General features: G+C 41.9%; 13 protein-coding genes. 6 read left to right on the top strand and 7 right to left on the bottom strand.

Translation table 11 applies throughout. The features are described 5' to 3' along the window. Positions 1-113 precede the first annotated feature (113 nt). Complete coding sequence (locus tag AC4EHK_RS08260) at positions 114-1,088, top strand: proline dehydrogenase family protein (protein ID WP_490978318.1); 975 nt, start codon at positions 114-116, stop codon at positions 1,086-1,088. Positions 1,089-1,215: 127 nt separating this feature from the next. Here the strand turns inward: AC4EHK_RS08260 and AC4EHK_RS08255 are convergent, their stop codons facing one another. From AC4EHK_RS08255 to AC4EHK_RS08240, 4 genes are all read right to left on the bottom strand, one after another. Then, on the bottom strand, positions 1,216-2,082 hold the full coding sequence (locus AC4EHK_RS08255; protein WP_490978317.1) for an ABC transporter permease: 867 nt from the start codon (positions 2,080-2,082) through the stop codon (positions 1,216-1,218). Continuing rightward, positions 2,079-3,077, bottom strand: a complete 999-nt coding sequence (locus tag AC4EHK_RS08250; RefSeq protein WP_490978316.1) for an ATP-binding cassette domain-containing protein — start codon at positions 3,075-3,077, stop codon at positions 2,079-2,081. The genes AC4EHK_RS08255 and AC4EHK_RS08250 overlap by 4 nt, the downstream gene beginning before the upstream one ends. A 470-nt stretch (positions 3,078-3,547) precedes the next feature. Continuing rightward, positions 3,548-3,871, bottom strand: a complete 324-nt coding sequence (locus tag AC4EHK_RS08245) for an IDEAL domain-containing protein (protein WP_490978315.1) — start codon at positions 3,869-3,871, stop codon at positions 3,548-3,550. 408 nt (positions 3,872-4,279) lie between these two features. Next, the gene (locus tag AC4EHK_RS08240; RefSeq protein WP_490978945.1) at positions 4,280-5,263 is read right to left on the bottom strand and encodes a ketoacyl-ACP synthase III; all 984 of its coding nucleotides are present in this window, start codon (positions 5,261-5,263) and stop codon (positions 4,280-4,282) included. Positions 5,264-5,442: 179 nt separating this feature from the next. Here AC4EHK_RS08240 and AC4EHK_RS08235 point away from each other — a divergent pair, with 179 nt between their 5' ends. Continuing rightward, positions 5,443-6,177 carry a Bax inhibitor-1/YccA family protein gene (locus AC4EHK_RS08235; RefSeq protein WP_490978314.1) on the top strand — a complete coding sequence of 245 codons (735 nt, stop codon included), beginning with the start codon at positions 5,443-5,445 and terminating at the stop codon, positions 6,175-6,177. A 107-nt stretch (positions 6,178-6,284) separates the two neighbouring features. On the opposite strand, the gene AC4EHK_RS08230 is transcribed toward AC4EHK_RS08235, so the two are convergent. Next, positions 6,285-6,434 (bottom strand): hypothetical protein, encoded by a 150-nt coding sequence (locus tag AC4EHK_RS08230; RefSeq protein ID WP_490978313.1) that lies wholly within the window; start codon positions 6,432-6,434, stop codon positions 6,285-6,287. A 496-nt stretch (positions 6,435-6,930) separates the two neighbouring features. Continuing rightward, complete coding sequence (locus AC4EHK_RS08225; protein ID WP_490978312.1) at positions 6,931-7,332, bottom strand: hypothetical protein; 402 nt, start codon at positions 7,330-7,332, stop codon at positions 6,931-6,933. Between the two features lie 550 nt (positions 7,333-7,882). Here AC4EHK_RS08225 and AC4EHK_RS08220 point away from each other — a divergent pair. The 4 genes from AC4EHK_RS08220 (at position 7,883) to AC4EHK_RS08205 (ending at position 11,433) form a co-directional block, all read left to right on the top strand. After that, entirely contained in the window at positions 7,883-8,206 is a 324-nt protein-coding gene (locus tag AC4EHK_RS08220) for a PadR family transcriptional regulator (protein WP_490978311.1), read from the top strand. Next, positions 8,199-9,227 (top strand): DUF4097 family beta strand repeat-containing protein, encoded by a 1,029-nt coding sequence (locus tag AC4EHK_RS08215; protein WP_490978310.1) that lies wholly within the window; start codon positions 8,199-8,201, stop codon positions 9,225-9,227. The genes AC4EHK_RS08220 and AC4EHK_RS08215 overlap by 8 nt, the downstream gene beginning before the upstream one ends. 251 nt (positions 9,228-9,478) lie before the next feature. Beyond that, a complete protein-coding gene (locus tag AC4EHK_RS08210; RefSeq protein WP_490978944.1) occupies positions 9,479-9,910 on the top strand; it encodes a PH domain-containing protein in 432 nt (143 codons plus the stop codon). Then, complete coding sequence (locus tag AC4EHK_RS08205) at positions 9,907-11,433, top strand: PH domain-containing protein (protein WP_490978309.1); 1,527 nt, start codon at positions 9,907-9,909, stop codon at positions 11,431-11,433. Before AC4EHK_RS08210 ends, AC4EHK_RS08205 begins: the two co-directional genes overlap by 4 nt. Positions 11,434-11,541: 108 nt before the next feature. Here AC4EHK_RS08205 and AC4EHK_RS08200 read toward each other — a convergent pair whose 3' ends face one another. Beyond that, positions 11,542-13,551, bottom strand: a complete 2,010-nt coding sequence (locus AC4EHK_RS08200; protein WP_490978308.1) for an alpha/beta fold hydrolase — start codon at positions 13,549-13,551, stop codon at positions 11,542-11,544. Between the last annotated feature and the right edge of the window lie 178 nt (positions 13,552-13,729).

The raw sequence follows: 13,729 nt of genomic DNA, 5'->3' as shown, positions 1-13,729 counted from the left end.
TTATTAATGCAAAAATATTTTGCGCTATAATTTTATTTCATAGCAGAATTGGCTCGTTCCATTTTTTTACAACTTGTCCAGTATAAAATTCAGAGAAGATTGGGGCAATAAAAATGATCGTTAAAAATTTTTTCATGCATCTTTCAGAAAACCAACTTTTAAATAAAGCAGCTCAAAGTTACGGATTTAAACTTGGTGCGCACAGTGTCGTAGCAGGAACCAACATCGAAGAAGCCATCGGAAGCATCAAAGAATTGAATGCGCAAGGCATCAGCTGCACCATCGACAACCTCGGTGAATTTGTCCATGACAAAGCAGAAGCGTTGGAAGCGAAAAACCAAATTTTAGGGGTAGTGGACGCTATCCACACCCACCAAGTGGACGCTCATATTTCATTAAAGCCTTCACAACTGGGCTTGGACATTGATTACGATTTTTGCCTGGAAAACATTAAGGAAATTGTCGCTAAGGCTTCTGAGCATAATATTTTCATCAATTTTGATATGGAAAATTATGCACGTTTGCAGCCTTCCTTTGATTTGATGGATGAGCTGTCAAAAGACTATGATAATATTGGCACCGTTATTCAATCGTATTTCATTCGAGCAGAAGATGACATTAAAAAATACAGCGATTACCGCCTCCGTATCGTAAAAGGTGCCTACAAAGAGCCGGAAACTGTCGCCTACCAAAGCAAAGAAAAAATCGATGCCAACTTTATTGAATTGATTGAGTATCATTTAGTAAATGGCAAGTTCACATCTATCGCAACACATGACCACAATGTCATTGCACATGTAAAACAATTTGTCGTTGACCACAACATTCCAAAGGAAAAGTTTGAATTTCAGATGCTGTACGGCTTCCGCAAAGAAATGCAAGTAGACCTTGCAGAACAAGGCTATAACTTCTGTACGTACATCCCATTCGGCACCGATTGGTACGGGTACTTTATGCGCAGACTGGCTGAACGCCCGCAAAACCTGAACTTGGTTGTGAAACAAGTATTCACTAAAAAAACCAACACAGCAATCGGCGCCATTGCTGGAGCATTTCTACTCGGACGCCTGACAAGCAAAAAATCATAAATTAAAAATCAGTGAAGGTCAAATACTGACGGACACCGCAAATAAAACCTGGAGCCTTTTAAGGGCTGCCAGGTTTTATTTACATGATATAAAATATGCTATGCCTTCGTTTCGCATTGCTCTTTGCTTATTTTTTATTGCGGTACAGATACATTGTCAACGGGGCAAAAATTGCGGTCATAATGGCAGATACCAGTAGCACATTGGCCACTTGCTGCCATGTACCCATGCCATGCATAAATCCTCGGACCGCAGTCGCCAGTGTAGAAATAGGATTAACATTAACAAAGCCTTGCAGCCAGGTTGGCAGCGTTGCTGGATCTACAAAGACATTGCTAATAAAAGTCAGTGGCATCATTACCAAGAAACTCATCATCATCAACGACTTTTCAGAACGCACAACTAATCCAAGAGTTGTCCAAATCCACGATAAGCTAAACGAAAACACCAACACTAAGGCTATGGCCAGCAATACCCCGACTAAGCCGCCTTCCGGCCGAAAACCAAGCATCAAGCCGAGCAGCACCATTACTCCGGAAGCCATCGTATAGCGAACCACATCAACCAGCAAAGCTCCAATCAATGCTGATGGCAACCAAATTGGCAAAGTTCGAAAACGGTCAAAAATGCCTTTTCGTATGTCGTTGTTCAAATCAATGCCTGTATACATCGTAATTTGTGCAACTGTCATAACCAGAATACCCGGCAACAGAAATTGAAGATAGTCACTGGTTGAACCCGCTATAGCTCCACCAAATAAGTAAGTGAACATCAAAAGGAAAATGATCGGAAACAAGGTAACATCAAACATCTGTTCAGGAACATGTTTAATCCGCAATAGGGCACGTGAAGCAAATGCCATTGACGAAGACCAGCCACTTGGCGGCTCCGGTCGATTGCCTGAAGCAATGGCTTGCAGCAGACGTTCATCGGTACTTTCATCTATGCTGCCCGTTGCAATCGTCGTTTCTCTTGTTCGCTGTTGTACAGTCATAAGATCTCCTCCTCGGAATCTTGTTGCTGTTCGGCTGCGTGTCCGGTCAAGGTCAGGAATACTTCGTCAAGGCTTGGGCGCCCCAGGGCAAAATCACTGACTTTGATATCACGTCGTGCAAATTCTCTCAAAGCTTCCGCCACACGCGCAGAATCGTCTGCCTGTGCGGTCAGCGATGTGGAATCAGACCCAAGGTGAACTGTTCCATCCAAATAATCTTCAAGTATATCAATGGCTCGTTGTTGGTCTTCCGCATGCACGAGCTGGACACTTAAGGTACCGCGTCCAACCGATGCTTTCAATTCACTGCTAGTACCTTCTGCAATAATTTTGCCGCGCTGGATAACCCCTATACGGTCCGCCAGCTGATCTGCTTCTTCCAAGTATTGGGTAGTCAGCAATACTGTCGTCCCGGTCCGAACCAATGCACGAATAATGTCCCAAACCTGGTTGCGGCTGCGCGGATCAAGACCGCTTGTCGGCTCATCCAAAAACAACAGGTCTGGCGTGACCACGATGCTTGCAGCAATATCGATGCGACGGCGCATGCCGCCTGAATATTTTTTAACTTGCCGTTTAGCTGCATGATCAAGCCCAAATGCCACAAGTAATTCTTCTGCTCTCGCCTTTGCCTGCTTGCGTGTATATCCCATCAATCTCGCAATCAACATCAAGTTTTCGATGCCAGTCAGATCTTCATCAATCGACGCATATTGCCCCGTAAGGCTGATGCGCTTCCTGATCGCAGCGCCGTCGGAAGCCAAGTCATGGCCAAAAATTTGGGCACTGCCCGCATCCGCTGGAAGAAGTGTCGCAAGAATTCGGATCGTTGTCGTTTTCCCTGCTCCATTGGGACCTAAAAAGCCATAGACTGTGCCTTTTGGAATGGCCAGATCGACGCCATCCACTGCATGTTCTTTTCCGAAAACCTTTACCAATCCCTTCGCTTCAATCGCCAATCCTTCACTTGTAGAGAACTGTTTGTCTTGTCTCAATATCCTCACCTTTTTCTATGGGTTTATGGATAAATAAAAACAGATTTTCCCCGCATCGATTAAACAAACCCGTTTTGACAGCAGTAACTTAAAGACATTTTTCAACTAGCAGGACTTTTTCACCCTGACCCAGGATCGAAAAGATAAAAGCATTGCCGCAGACGACAAGTTACAAAACAATTTTGCATCAACAACTAATTTTACTTGTCTGTCGAGTCACCGACACATTCCTGCGCTTCTGATTTTTCATATGACCTATTATACCAAACATTTGTTCTAATTAAAAGAAAGAATATTCAGTTTTTTTAAAATTGTATTGTTTAATCCGAAATGCAATTGCCTTTTTCTGCAATCAGCTCAAAGCACTGTTTGTTATACCTTTCGTTTAATTGCAAAAAAAAAAAAAGCATCCCTCCCCACACTTTGGCGGAAAAAGATGCTCTATCATCTTCTCAAATCATGACTTGAACTTAGTTGACTGCTTCTTTTTTTTCATTTAATTGGGCAGACAGTTCTTGGAACCATTCTTTGTCATCTGTCGCAAGCGCCAGATCAATCAAAAAGCCTAATTGAGCTGCATCTTTTGTATGTGATTCTGGAATGCTTTCTACTTGGTTCACTAGCATCGGAATAGTCATGCCGATCATTTCTTCGTTATCGCTTTCCACCACAGTCACATTCACAGCTTCCTTAAGGACATTCATGGAATCAATGAAACCGATGATCAGTTCGTCGTGGCGGGATTTGCCTTTAACCCAATCACTTGTTTTCAAAATCGCTTTATTTGTAACCATATCTATGCACCTTCTTTGTATTATTTATCGTTCATTCATGTGAAATAAAATCAGCTTTTAACTTCATAACTCACTTTTCCCTAAAAAGCCGTTGACAAACGTCATCTCCCAAAATATAAGTGAATTTTTACAACAAGATCCTCCCTTTTAATCAGGGCATATTGCTGAGCTTAAGCGTCGAGAACTTGTTGATGAGTCTAATTCTACGGCTGTCTGGCCCCAAATACAAACTATTTGCCTCAGCTTCGAGATATCTAAAAATCGGGTAAATTGAGAAAATGAATCTGTTTGCTTGTTTCCGTCCAGTTTGTAAATGGAACTGAAAACACCTCTACTTCATGCGGCTAACAGAGCCGCCAGTAGAGGTGTTATGTGGTCTAATTTAATAGTTCAAAATCTCAATGAAAATTAAATCGACCAGTTGATGAGCATTCCTGCGTGCGTTAGGCCCCCGCCGAAACCGTATAACAGCAGCTTGTCATCCGGTTTGATTTTGCCCTCTCTTACTCCTTGGTCCAAGGATAAAGGAATAGAGGCCGCAGATGTATTTCCGTAATACTCTAAGCTGTAGATCGTCCGTTCAAGCGGAAGTTCGTTTCTGTTGCAAATTGATTCAATGATGCGCAGATTGGCACTATGTGGAACAAACCAATCTACATCATCTTTTTCGAATCCTGCTTTTTTCATGAGAGCTTTCATTCCTTTGGGAACGGTATTGACTGCCCATTTGTACACCTCGCGCCCATTTTGAGTAACGAATCCGTTAACGGCCAATTCGTTGCCAAACAGTTGAGTGGAAAGATCGGTACAGTAGAGATTGTGCGCCAGTTCTCCATTTGTTCCCATGTGCGATTCAATAAAACTAGGCTTTTCTTCGTCGTATTCTACCAAAACTGCTCCTCCACCGTCACCAAACAGAATGCAAGTTGAACGGTCGCTATAGTCAAGAATTTTGGAAAATGTTTCTGCGCCGATGACCAGTATTTTCTTGTTTAAACCGGAAGTGATCAAGCCATTTGCCATGTGCAGACCATACGCAAATCCAGAACACGCTGCGTTTAAATCAATCGCACCGGTATTAGTTATCCCCAACTTTGCTTGAACCAGAGCCGAGACACTTGGCGTTTTAAAATCAGGTGTCATCGTACAAACAATAATCATGTCAACGTCATCTAATGACTTCTCGTAGCGATCTCTCAAATTTTTAACAGCTTTTATGCTGATATCGCTTGTAAATTCAGTGTCTGAAGCTATCCGCCGTTCTTTTATTCCAGTCCGTTGAATAATCCATTCATCATTTGTATCGACTAATTCTTCTAAATGGTGATTTGTCAGCTTCTTTTCAGGTACATAGGAACCGATAGCTGTGATTCTGGCTTTTGAAGTAGTTATGCGAATCGCCTCCTTTTAAAGTCTACACCTAATTCTAACATCAACTATTAGTATTAGGTACTAATTTATAATTTCAATTGAATTTTCAATTTTACTAAATGCTTTGTTCGTGAAATATGTATTTCTGCAGGATATAAGGATATAATTGATCTGCTCCAATTATTTTGTGAGGTGAGAAAATGAGAAGTGGAAATCCAAGTTTAAAAGCTGAAGCGTTTCAAAATTTCAAAGAGTCTGATGCTGGCCGAAAGATGACCATTCAAGGGACAGTAAACAAAACATTCATTTTACTGTTGCTGCTGTTGGTGACTTTTGTCTATTCCTGGAACCAGTTTGTGACTAGCCCCAATAGCGTATTGCCGCTAATTTTAGTAGGAGCTATCGGCGGTCTTGTAATTGGTCTTGTTACCGTCTTTGTACCCAAAGTTTCACCTTTTACAGCACCTGTTTATGCATTGCTTCAAGGACTGTTTCTCGGGGCTGTATCCGCCCAGTACGAAGCTCAATATGGCGGCATTGTTTTTCAGGCTGTACTGATTACGATCGGCGTTTTGCTGAGTTTGTTGCTGGTTTATAAGTCGGGACTGATCAAAGTAACACAGAATTTCAGAATCGGCATTGCTGCGGCGACAGGCGCTATTTTCCTTGTATACCTAATATCTTTTGTCGGCGGATTTTTCGGCTTTGAAATCCCCCATCTGCATGAATCAACACCTTTGGGTATCGGCATCAGCGTTGTAATCGTCATTATAGCTGCATTGAATTTGGTTTTGGATTTTGACTTTATCGAGAACGCAGCGGCGAAACAAGTCCCTAAATACTTTGAATGGTATGGCGCTTTTGGACTGCTTGTGACATTGGTCTGGCTTTACCTCGAAATTCTTCGCCTGTTGTCTAAAATACGCAGCAGATAAACAGAAACGTCCTGCGGGGCGTTTTTACGTTAATACAAACTGAAAAGCGCCGCATCCTTAAACCATCGTGGTTTTGGGATGCGGCGCTTTTCAGTACCATATCGCTGTTATTTCTTCGTACTTGTATTTTTTTGCATGGTGCGTGGAACTGCTTTAGTGGCTTTGTATTGCTTGTAACCACCCAGATATTCTTGGTACCTTTCCAAATATGTTTTTACAGGGGCGATTCTTTTTTCTTCCTTTATTACTGCAGCCATCTAAATCATCCTCCTTAGTATTGTTCCTTCTAAAACATGCGTTTACTGGAGTTAAAATTCTTTGGTGCTCGAGTACAAGGGAATTGGTGATTTAATCGTTTCATGTGTTGATTTTTGGTGATACGGGATGATATAAAAAAGTTCGCTTGGGCAGCTACCAGACACCTGGCATAGGCTATGGAAAACATCCTCTGTAAGTTCATACCGTTCCACGCAGTTTGGCAATGCCCTCGCCTTATCAGATGTATGTTCAAGCATCTTTTCATCTATATCCACCCATACCGTCTGCACTTTGGTGTAAAGTTTCCCTTTTTCCATGAAAGATATTTCTCTGGTCAGTCGCGCAAAAAATGTGATGAAAACAAATTCATTTTCATGGTGAACATTTTTGGATCTGAGAAAAAAGTAGCTAACCAATTCTGAACGCAATTGCTCTATCTGTTCGATGTTATCTCTCCCTTTTTAGACCCATCATTCGTATGAGTCTTGTTGTTGTTTATTCGAGCACACCAATCGCCTTTGAAAGACGTTCAGCAAAGTTTTCCGGAGATTCTTTTGAAGTCAATTGAAGGCAATACATCCCACGTTCCATAGATAGCTGCTGAGAATAACTTATAGGGAGAAGTATGGGATGTCGGACAAGCGCGTTAGTAAAAACTGAAAGTTCCTCAGGAAGCAGATAAACTACTGCATTATTCACTGTTTTACGCTCATCGTCAATTATTTCAAAAGATACGTTCAGGTTCATGGTCATGCTAACTTGAATATCAGGCCTCCTTCGCACGATGACCGATCGTTTTTTTTGAAGCCGCAAAGCATCTGGAAAAATAGCAACTTCAGCATCAAAGAACTTTCCTATGGCCACTGCCTTATGCGCCAACGAATCTAATGCAATCACTCCAACCACTCCTTTGAGTTTTAAAACTAAAACATGGAACGCAGTTTTGGAAATAGATATTTAAAATTATCTAATATTTCAGAAATAAAAATCAAATTTAACTAGTATAAGAAATTCTAAAAATAATTAATTCTAATTACCCAAATAAGTATTTATACCATTAATAATAATCGCTGATTTAATAATTTAAGACTATAATATCGACCTTAATATGTAAATAGTTTTAAAATATTCTTTTTATTCAGAAAAAAATAAGCTTTTCTTATATACTTAATTTATTTAACACCTTGTCCGTCTGAAACAGTTTGAGATGTTACTACAACAATAACTACTTCATATAATAAGGTTATATAAACTGCAATATTTTTTTAAAATAAAGAAAAGTATAAATTTTTTTACTTATAACTTCTTTTTATAATTACTTGAATAAATTTCGGAATAATCAGACAAAAAATAACTCTAGTTTATTGAATTAAACATTACTGAAGAGTATACTATTTATTAACCACTACTGTTTATAAAATAATAGCAATAAAAGGAGTTGTTCTTTTTGAATATCCAATTTAAAAAAGGTGCACTTAATTTATGCGTTCTTGTACTATTGGATAAACAAGATCGCTATGGGTATGAACTTGTCCAGAAAATTTCCAGCCGTATTAAAATATCAGAAGGTGCAGTCTACCCGCTTCTCCGCCGGTTAACCAAGGATGGCTATTTCACAACTTATTTACAAGAATCGAAGGAAGGGCCGCCTAGAAAGTATTACTCGCTTACAGCTCAAGGCAGAATCTACCTTGAGCTGCAACTTGAAGAATGGACCAGTTTTGTAGAAGGAGTCAATCTACTAATTGAAGAGGGTGTGCAAAATGACTGAAAAGCAATTTTTGCTAGAACTTGAGTCTGCCTTGTCGTCACTGCCACAAGCAGAGCGAATGGATATTTTGCAGGACATTCAGGAGTATTTTGCAAATGGTCAAATTGACGGGAAAACGGATAGTGAAATCGCCGCTGAACTTGGTACTCCAGAAGCGATTGCCAGAGAGCTGAACGAGTCTTTTAATTATCAACAAACAAATGTTGCTCCCACCTCCTTCGAACTGACAGAAGATCAGTTTGATACGATCGATATCCAAATAGAAAATGGCATCTTGCACCTCTCTCCTTCCAAAGATGGAAAAATGCATGCTGATGTCATAAATAGAAGTTATCGCCAGCAGTGGGTTGTGGATATTACGAACCGGACACTGGTCATCTTATTAAAAGAAGAAAGAAAATGGGGCCTCTTCAGCTTCACGGGCAGTTTGAAGTCTCCAACACTCAATGTCGAGCTACCAACAAAACGTTACGACAAGATTTTAATTTCTTCCGATCATGGCCGTATTACAGGCAGTGCCCTCCAATGCGCTGAACTTCAGGTGATGACCGATAATGGCCGTATCGATTTTTCTCAGATAAATGCAGATGATGCAGAATTTCAGTCAGGCAACGGAGAAATTTCGCTAAAGTCGATTTTAGCAAATGAATTAAGAGCCGAGACAGATAACGGACAAGTAAAAATACAAAATGTTCAAACTCAAAAATTAGATGTCCGATCAGACAATGGTGCCATTATCATGAGAAAAGTCGAAGGGAATATCCGTGCAAAAACCGATAACGGCCGTATTCACTTGTTGACAAACACTCTTGATCGAAACATCAAACTGGAAACTGGCAGCGGATCTATTGTGCTCGATGCACAGAATAAACCGAAAAACACGACTATCCAAGCAGAAGTTGATTGGGGAACAATTTCGGTATTTGGCTCTCAAAACACTAATAATGTTTTTGGAAATGGCCGTCACTCGGTTGATTTGAGGTCAGATTATGGGGACATTACGGTTCAACTTATTGAGTAAATAAAAGCGGTCCGAAAGCCCTTTAATCAGGACTTTCGGACCTTTTTTGTCCACTCCATTTTCAGCTATCAACCACTAGTTAACCTGATGCCCTACTTAGTTTAGACATCTCCCTAATTTCTCATTGAAACTTTAGTTCTGGAAGTACGTATATAATACTACCTTACAGAAATGGTGGTGTTCACCAAGTGACTGCTCATGATGCCGCTCCAAGGCACTCTCTCTCACCCAATGCCGTGAAATATTGGCGTATGGATGAACTAATTTCCAATTTAATTGCGTTTGTTGTGCTGGCAGTGTTGTTTTATCTGGATTTGCGCTTCGACTGGTACAGTTGGATTGGCTGGATTCTGATCGGTTTGACAATTTTCTTTCTCATCGGTTTAATTTGGTCAGTACTTAGCCCCCCACTCACATTTAAAAACTGGCGCTATGATTTGGATGAAGAGTTTTTGCATCTGCAATTTGGCATCTGGAGCCGAACAGAACAATTGATTCCGATGACAAAAATCCAGGCAGTTTCATTAACGCAAGGCCCATTGATGCGAAAGTATAACTTAGCTTCCCTGTCAGTGGAAACCATGGGTTCAAGCCATGCAATCCCGGCTTTGCCAAAAGAAAAAGCGACCGAACTCCGGGAGCGCATCGCTCAATTTGCCAAAATCAAGGAAGTGGAACAATGAGTGCTGCCCAACGCCATCACCCAGCGCTCATCCTTTTTAAAATCGGCAGGTTGATCCGAAATTCAATTTTTATTTTTCTGGTGTTGTTCGTTTTTCAAGCTGGCAACCCCTCTTCACTTTTTGTTTACGGCCGTTATGCTTTCATGCTGTATATTCTATGGTCTGTCGTATCTGCTGTTTTGACTTGGTTGACTACCACATATGCGCTAGATGAAGAGCGTTTTTATCTGCGGCGTGGTATTTTCAGCAAAACTGACCAATCGATTCCATTTTCGAAAGTACAAAACATCAACCGGCATACTTCCTTTCCACATCGCCTACTCGGTTTGACATCCATCCGTTTTGAAACCGGAATTGCCGGAGAAGATGCGTCAGTCAAATTCGAAGTGGCATCAAAAAATGAAGCGCTGCGGCTGGAAACGGCTGTGCAGATACAAAAAAGATCTGAGCCAGCAGAAGAACACAACCATACCGATGTGGTCGATGCAGCAGCCGAACCGGCACAAGCCAGATACAGTAATGTCGAAGAACGGACTGTCCATTTTCAACCGACACGCCGAGATTTAGTTAAAGCATCCTTAACATCCTTTAGCTTCTTGCTGCTCATTCCACTGCTTGCTTCACTTTATTACAATATCTCTGAATTCATTGGACTTGAAGAGCGGCTAAGCGGCATCGCGGCTTCTTTAATGGGATCACCTTGGATCATTGCCTCGGCAATTGGACTGATGCTCCTTGCCTCTTTTATTTTTGGTCTGCTCCACTCGTTTATCAAGTACGGGAAATACGAAATCTCTTCCGATCGCCAGCGAATTTATATTAAGAAAGGTGTATTATCGGAAGCGTCTTTTTCAATCGCTAAAGAACGTGTTCAAGCGATTGAAATCAAACAATCGTTTACCAAACGGATTCTTGGGTTGGCTGAAGTGAAACTGATCAGTGCCGGAAGCCTGTCCATGAATTCGGAAGACTTGAATATCAGCTCTCTTTATCCTTTTTTACCAAAGAATAAAGCCTATGCACTGGTCTCTGAACTGCTGCCGGGTTACCGCATCCAAGAACATATGCAGCGGCTGCCACGCCGGGCGCTGTGGGTCCGCCTGCTTAAGCCGAGCTGGGCATGGTTGATTCTTACTGCCATTCTGGCATACTTCAGACCCGATTTTTTAGGAATCGCAGGCACTTGGTGGATCGCCTCCAGTTTCCTGTTAGCATTCATTTTAGCATCTCGCGTACTGGATTTTTTGCACACTCGCTATTGTCTGAACGATGAACTGATTCAGCTGAAAGATGGTGGTTTTACCTCTACGCTATTCGTTACAAAACGCGAGAAAATTGTCGAAGTCGAAATCACGCAAACGCGGCTGCAACGCAGGCTTGGCTTGAATTCTCTCCAAACCGTCACGCGCGCACGACCGGTCCACATGTCTTACCTAAAAGATGTGCCGACTGACTTAGCCGGGACTTTCCGCCATTGGTACCGCGGCCGGACCAAAGAAGTGGAACTGGATTCCCGCAACTAAAATAACTCTTTGCCTACGTCCAGGCAAAGAGTTATTTTCTCTTGCTAAGTTCGATCTGACTGGTGGTGTAAAAATAAAATCAATTTTGTTCCATTGGGCTCACATCAATTAAAGAATTGTGTAAAGAACAGTATTTGCTAACGTAATCAGCGTCATCAAAATCGTGTTCAAAAATGCTCCTACGTAGACATTCCCCGTTTTTCTGAAGAAATAGCGATTGTAAATCGCTGCTACCAAAAGAATTGGAACCAGTCCGATAACAATAATCGATGACAAGGACTCCGCAGGATAGCCGCCTGTTCCTGTCAAGAAAAGCAATCCGTAATGGTAAGTCAGATACAGAACAAGTCCGCCAATAAAGTGAAGAATTGAAATTCCATACCCTTTCCATCCATCGTATGCATTGCTTGCTGTGTTAACATTCACCGAAAGACCAACGATGAAATAGTAGATAAAGAACAATGGTGCATAACGCAGAAGAGCCCAGACGTGCTGATCTTCAAACGTTTTCACTGCCAGCGTCCAAAGGCGGAAATCGACTTTAAATACGGCATCAATTGCATAAAGCAAGCCGTATCCAATGACGACTGCGACTACCGCTGTAGCAAAAGCAGAAACAATGGTTTTCACATTTGCTTTCAATCCGTAATTCGCAAACCTTGCGCCTTCTTCTTTTTTCGCAACAAAGTGGTAGCCAATCAAAATCATCAATGTGACAATCGACACATTAATTGCCCAGAAGACAATCGGGTTAACTGTCGCTGCACCAAACCATTCGGTGGTAGCAAAAACGCGTTCTTGTTCGCGAAGGTAAATGTATTGCACAATGCTCAATCCGAGAATTAGCCCAGATCCCGTTTTCACGGATTTGCTGGAATTTTTCACCAATCCGAAGATGAAGATCAATGCAGACAACCCAATTGTGATCATGCTGATTTGGCGAAGCAATGTCATGCCGGTTGCATCACCGCTGTAAAGTGCTGTAAAGAATAGGGCTGGGTACAGTGCGCCCACAATCAGTAAAATATACCCTGCCAGTTTGGCTCCCTGGGTTTTTGGTGCAGACAAGGCTGCTGGCCGTTCTGTGTATACCCAGTTGAAAAATGGCAATTTTGTCAGTAGGTTGATAACCGGAATGAACAGCAAGAAAAAGCCGATCAATGCTAAGAATGAGAACCATTCTTTCCATACCCATGTTTGGCCATCTTCTCCGATAGCAACCAAATCTCCATAATCTGCAAAAGCAGCATCATAAAAATCGATCGCATACTCAGTTGATTGTTCTGAGAAATGGTTCCATGGATGCGTTTCATTCGGCTGGTAAATTATGCGCTGCGCACCCTCCACTTCGTAAAACTCACCCGCTTGTGCCGATTCCAATCCCCCAAGAAACCCAAGGCCCTCTGGCGTGCTGACATAATCTTTTTTCACGACCGATTGGCCGATCGCTGATGCTTCTGCATCAAAGAAAAACTCGTCATAGACGCCTGCAATTTTTCCGGACATCCGCGGTCCATATGAAGCATTAATATCTTCATCGGCGTAACCCAATGTTTTCAGCCATTGGTAATCGGACCCCATCGTCAATGAACTGTGAATTTTGCGAATGCCTGCACTTTGGAAATCGATTTCATCCAGCATTACTGCATGCGTGGAGGAGAATCCACCCATCGAATGGCCCGACACCGCAATTATTCCGTTGCCTTCTGCATCTTTCAACACGTAATCCTGGTCATACATGTATTCCACCGCATCGTAAATGGCTTGCGGCCAGAACGAGAAGAAAGGAACTGGCTTTTCCATCGTTCCTGTTGAATGCCCGTGGTCGTATTGGTCAAGCGCCAACACCACATAGCCCCGTTTGGACATTTCAATTGCTTGCGCATCCTGCATTTCCGCAGAATTTAAATAGCCGTGTGTTGCAACGATCGTTGGTCTCGCATCAGAGTCTGCACCTTCTGGTTTATAAAGCAGCCCTGACAGTTCGCCACGCTCTGTGTCAAAGTAAATTCTTGTCACATCGACGTCTCCGCCTGCACTATTAAAATGAGCAGCAACTGCACTGCCAACTAACACCAATACCAATGATACAATCAACAACACAAGTATCTTCTTCATATTCTTCATAGTAATCCCCTTTTTCTATAAGTTAAAAGCCTTGGCATTGCTCATTATCCAATCTCCAATTATTTAATTTCTCCTCTCTGTTCAATTCCTTGCAACGAAAAAAGACACACCAAATACCTTTGGAGCAATCCCAAAGTACTTAATGTGTCTCTAAATCTCCCCACAAGTT

It is taken from the genome of Planococcus sp. TJ-307, from assembly GCF_058268435.1.
Note: the sequence above shows the minus strand (reverse complement) of the source record. Positions and strands in the feature narration are given on the sequence as shown.

Coding starts and splice junctions, on each gene's coding strand:
- AC4EHK_RS08200 (WP_490978308.1), bottom strand. CDS start 13,551: ATGAAGAAGATACTTGTGTTGTTGATTGTATCATTGGTATTGGTGTTA.
- AC4EHK_RS08245 (WP_490978315.1), bottom strand. CDS start 3,871: ATGGTTACAAATAAAGCGATTTTGAAAACAAGTGATTGGGTTAAAGGC.
- AC4EHK_RS08255 (WP_490978317.1), bottom strand. CDS start 2,082: ATGACTGTACAACAGCGAACAAGAGAAACGACGATTGCAACGGGCAGC.
- AC4EHK_RS08205 (WP_490978309.1), top strand. CDS start 9,907: ATGAGTGCTGCCCAACGCCATCACCCAGCGCTCATCCTTTTTAAAATC.
- AC4EHK_RS08235 (WP_490978314.1), top strand. CDS start 5,443: ATGAGAAGTGGAAATCCAAGTTTAAAAGCTGAAGCGTTTCAAAATTTC.
- AC4EHK_RS08260 (WP_490978318.1), top strand. CDS start 114: ATGATCGTTAAAAATTTTTTCATGCATCTTTCAGAAAACCAACTTTTA.
- AC4EHK_RS08215 (WP_490978310.1), top strand. CDS start 8,199: ATGACTGAAAAGCAATTTTTGCTAGAACTTGAGTCTGCCTTGTCGTCA.
- AC4EHK_RS08210 (WP_490978944.1), top strand. CDS start 9,479: ATGGATGAACTAATTTCCAATTTAATTGCGTTTGTTGTGCTGGCAGTG.
- AC4EHK_RS08230 (WP_490978313.1), bottom strand. CDS start 6,434: ATGGCTGCAGTAATAAAGGAAGAAAAAAGAATCGCCCCTGTAAAAACA.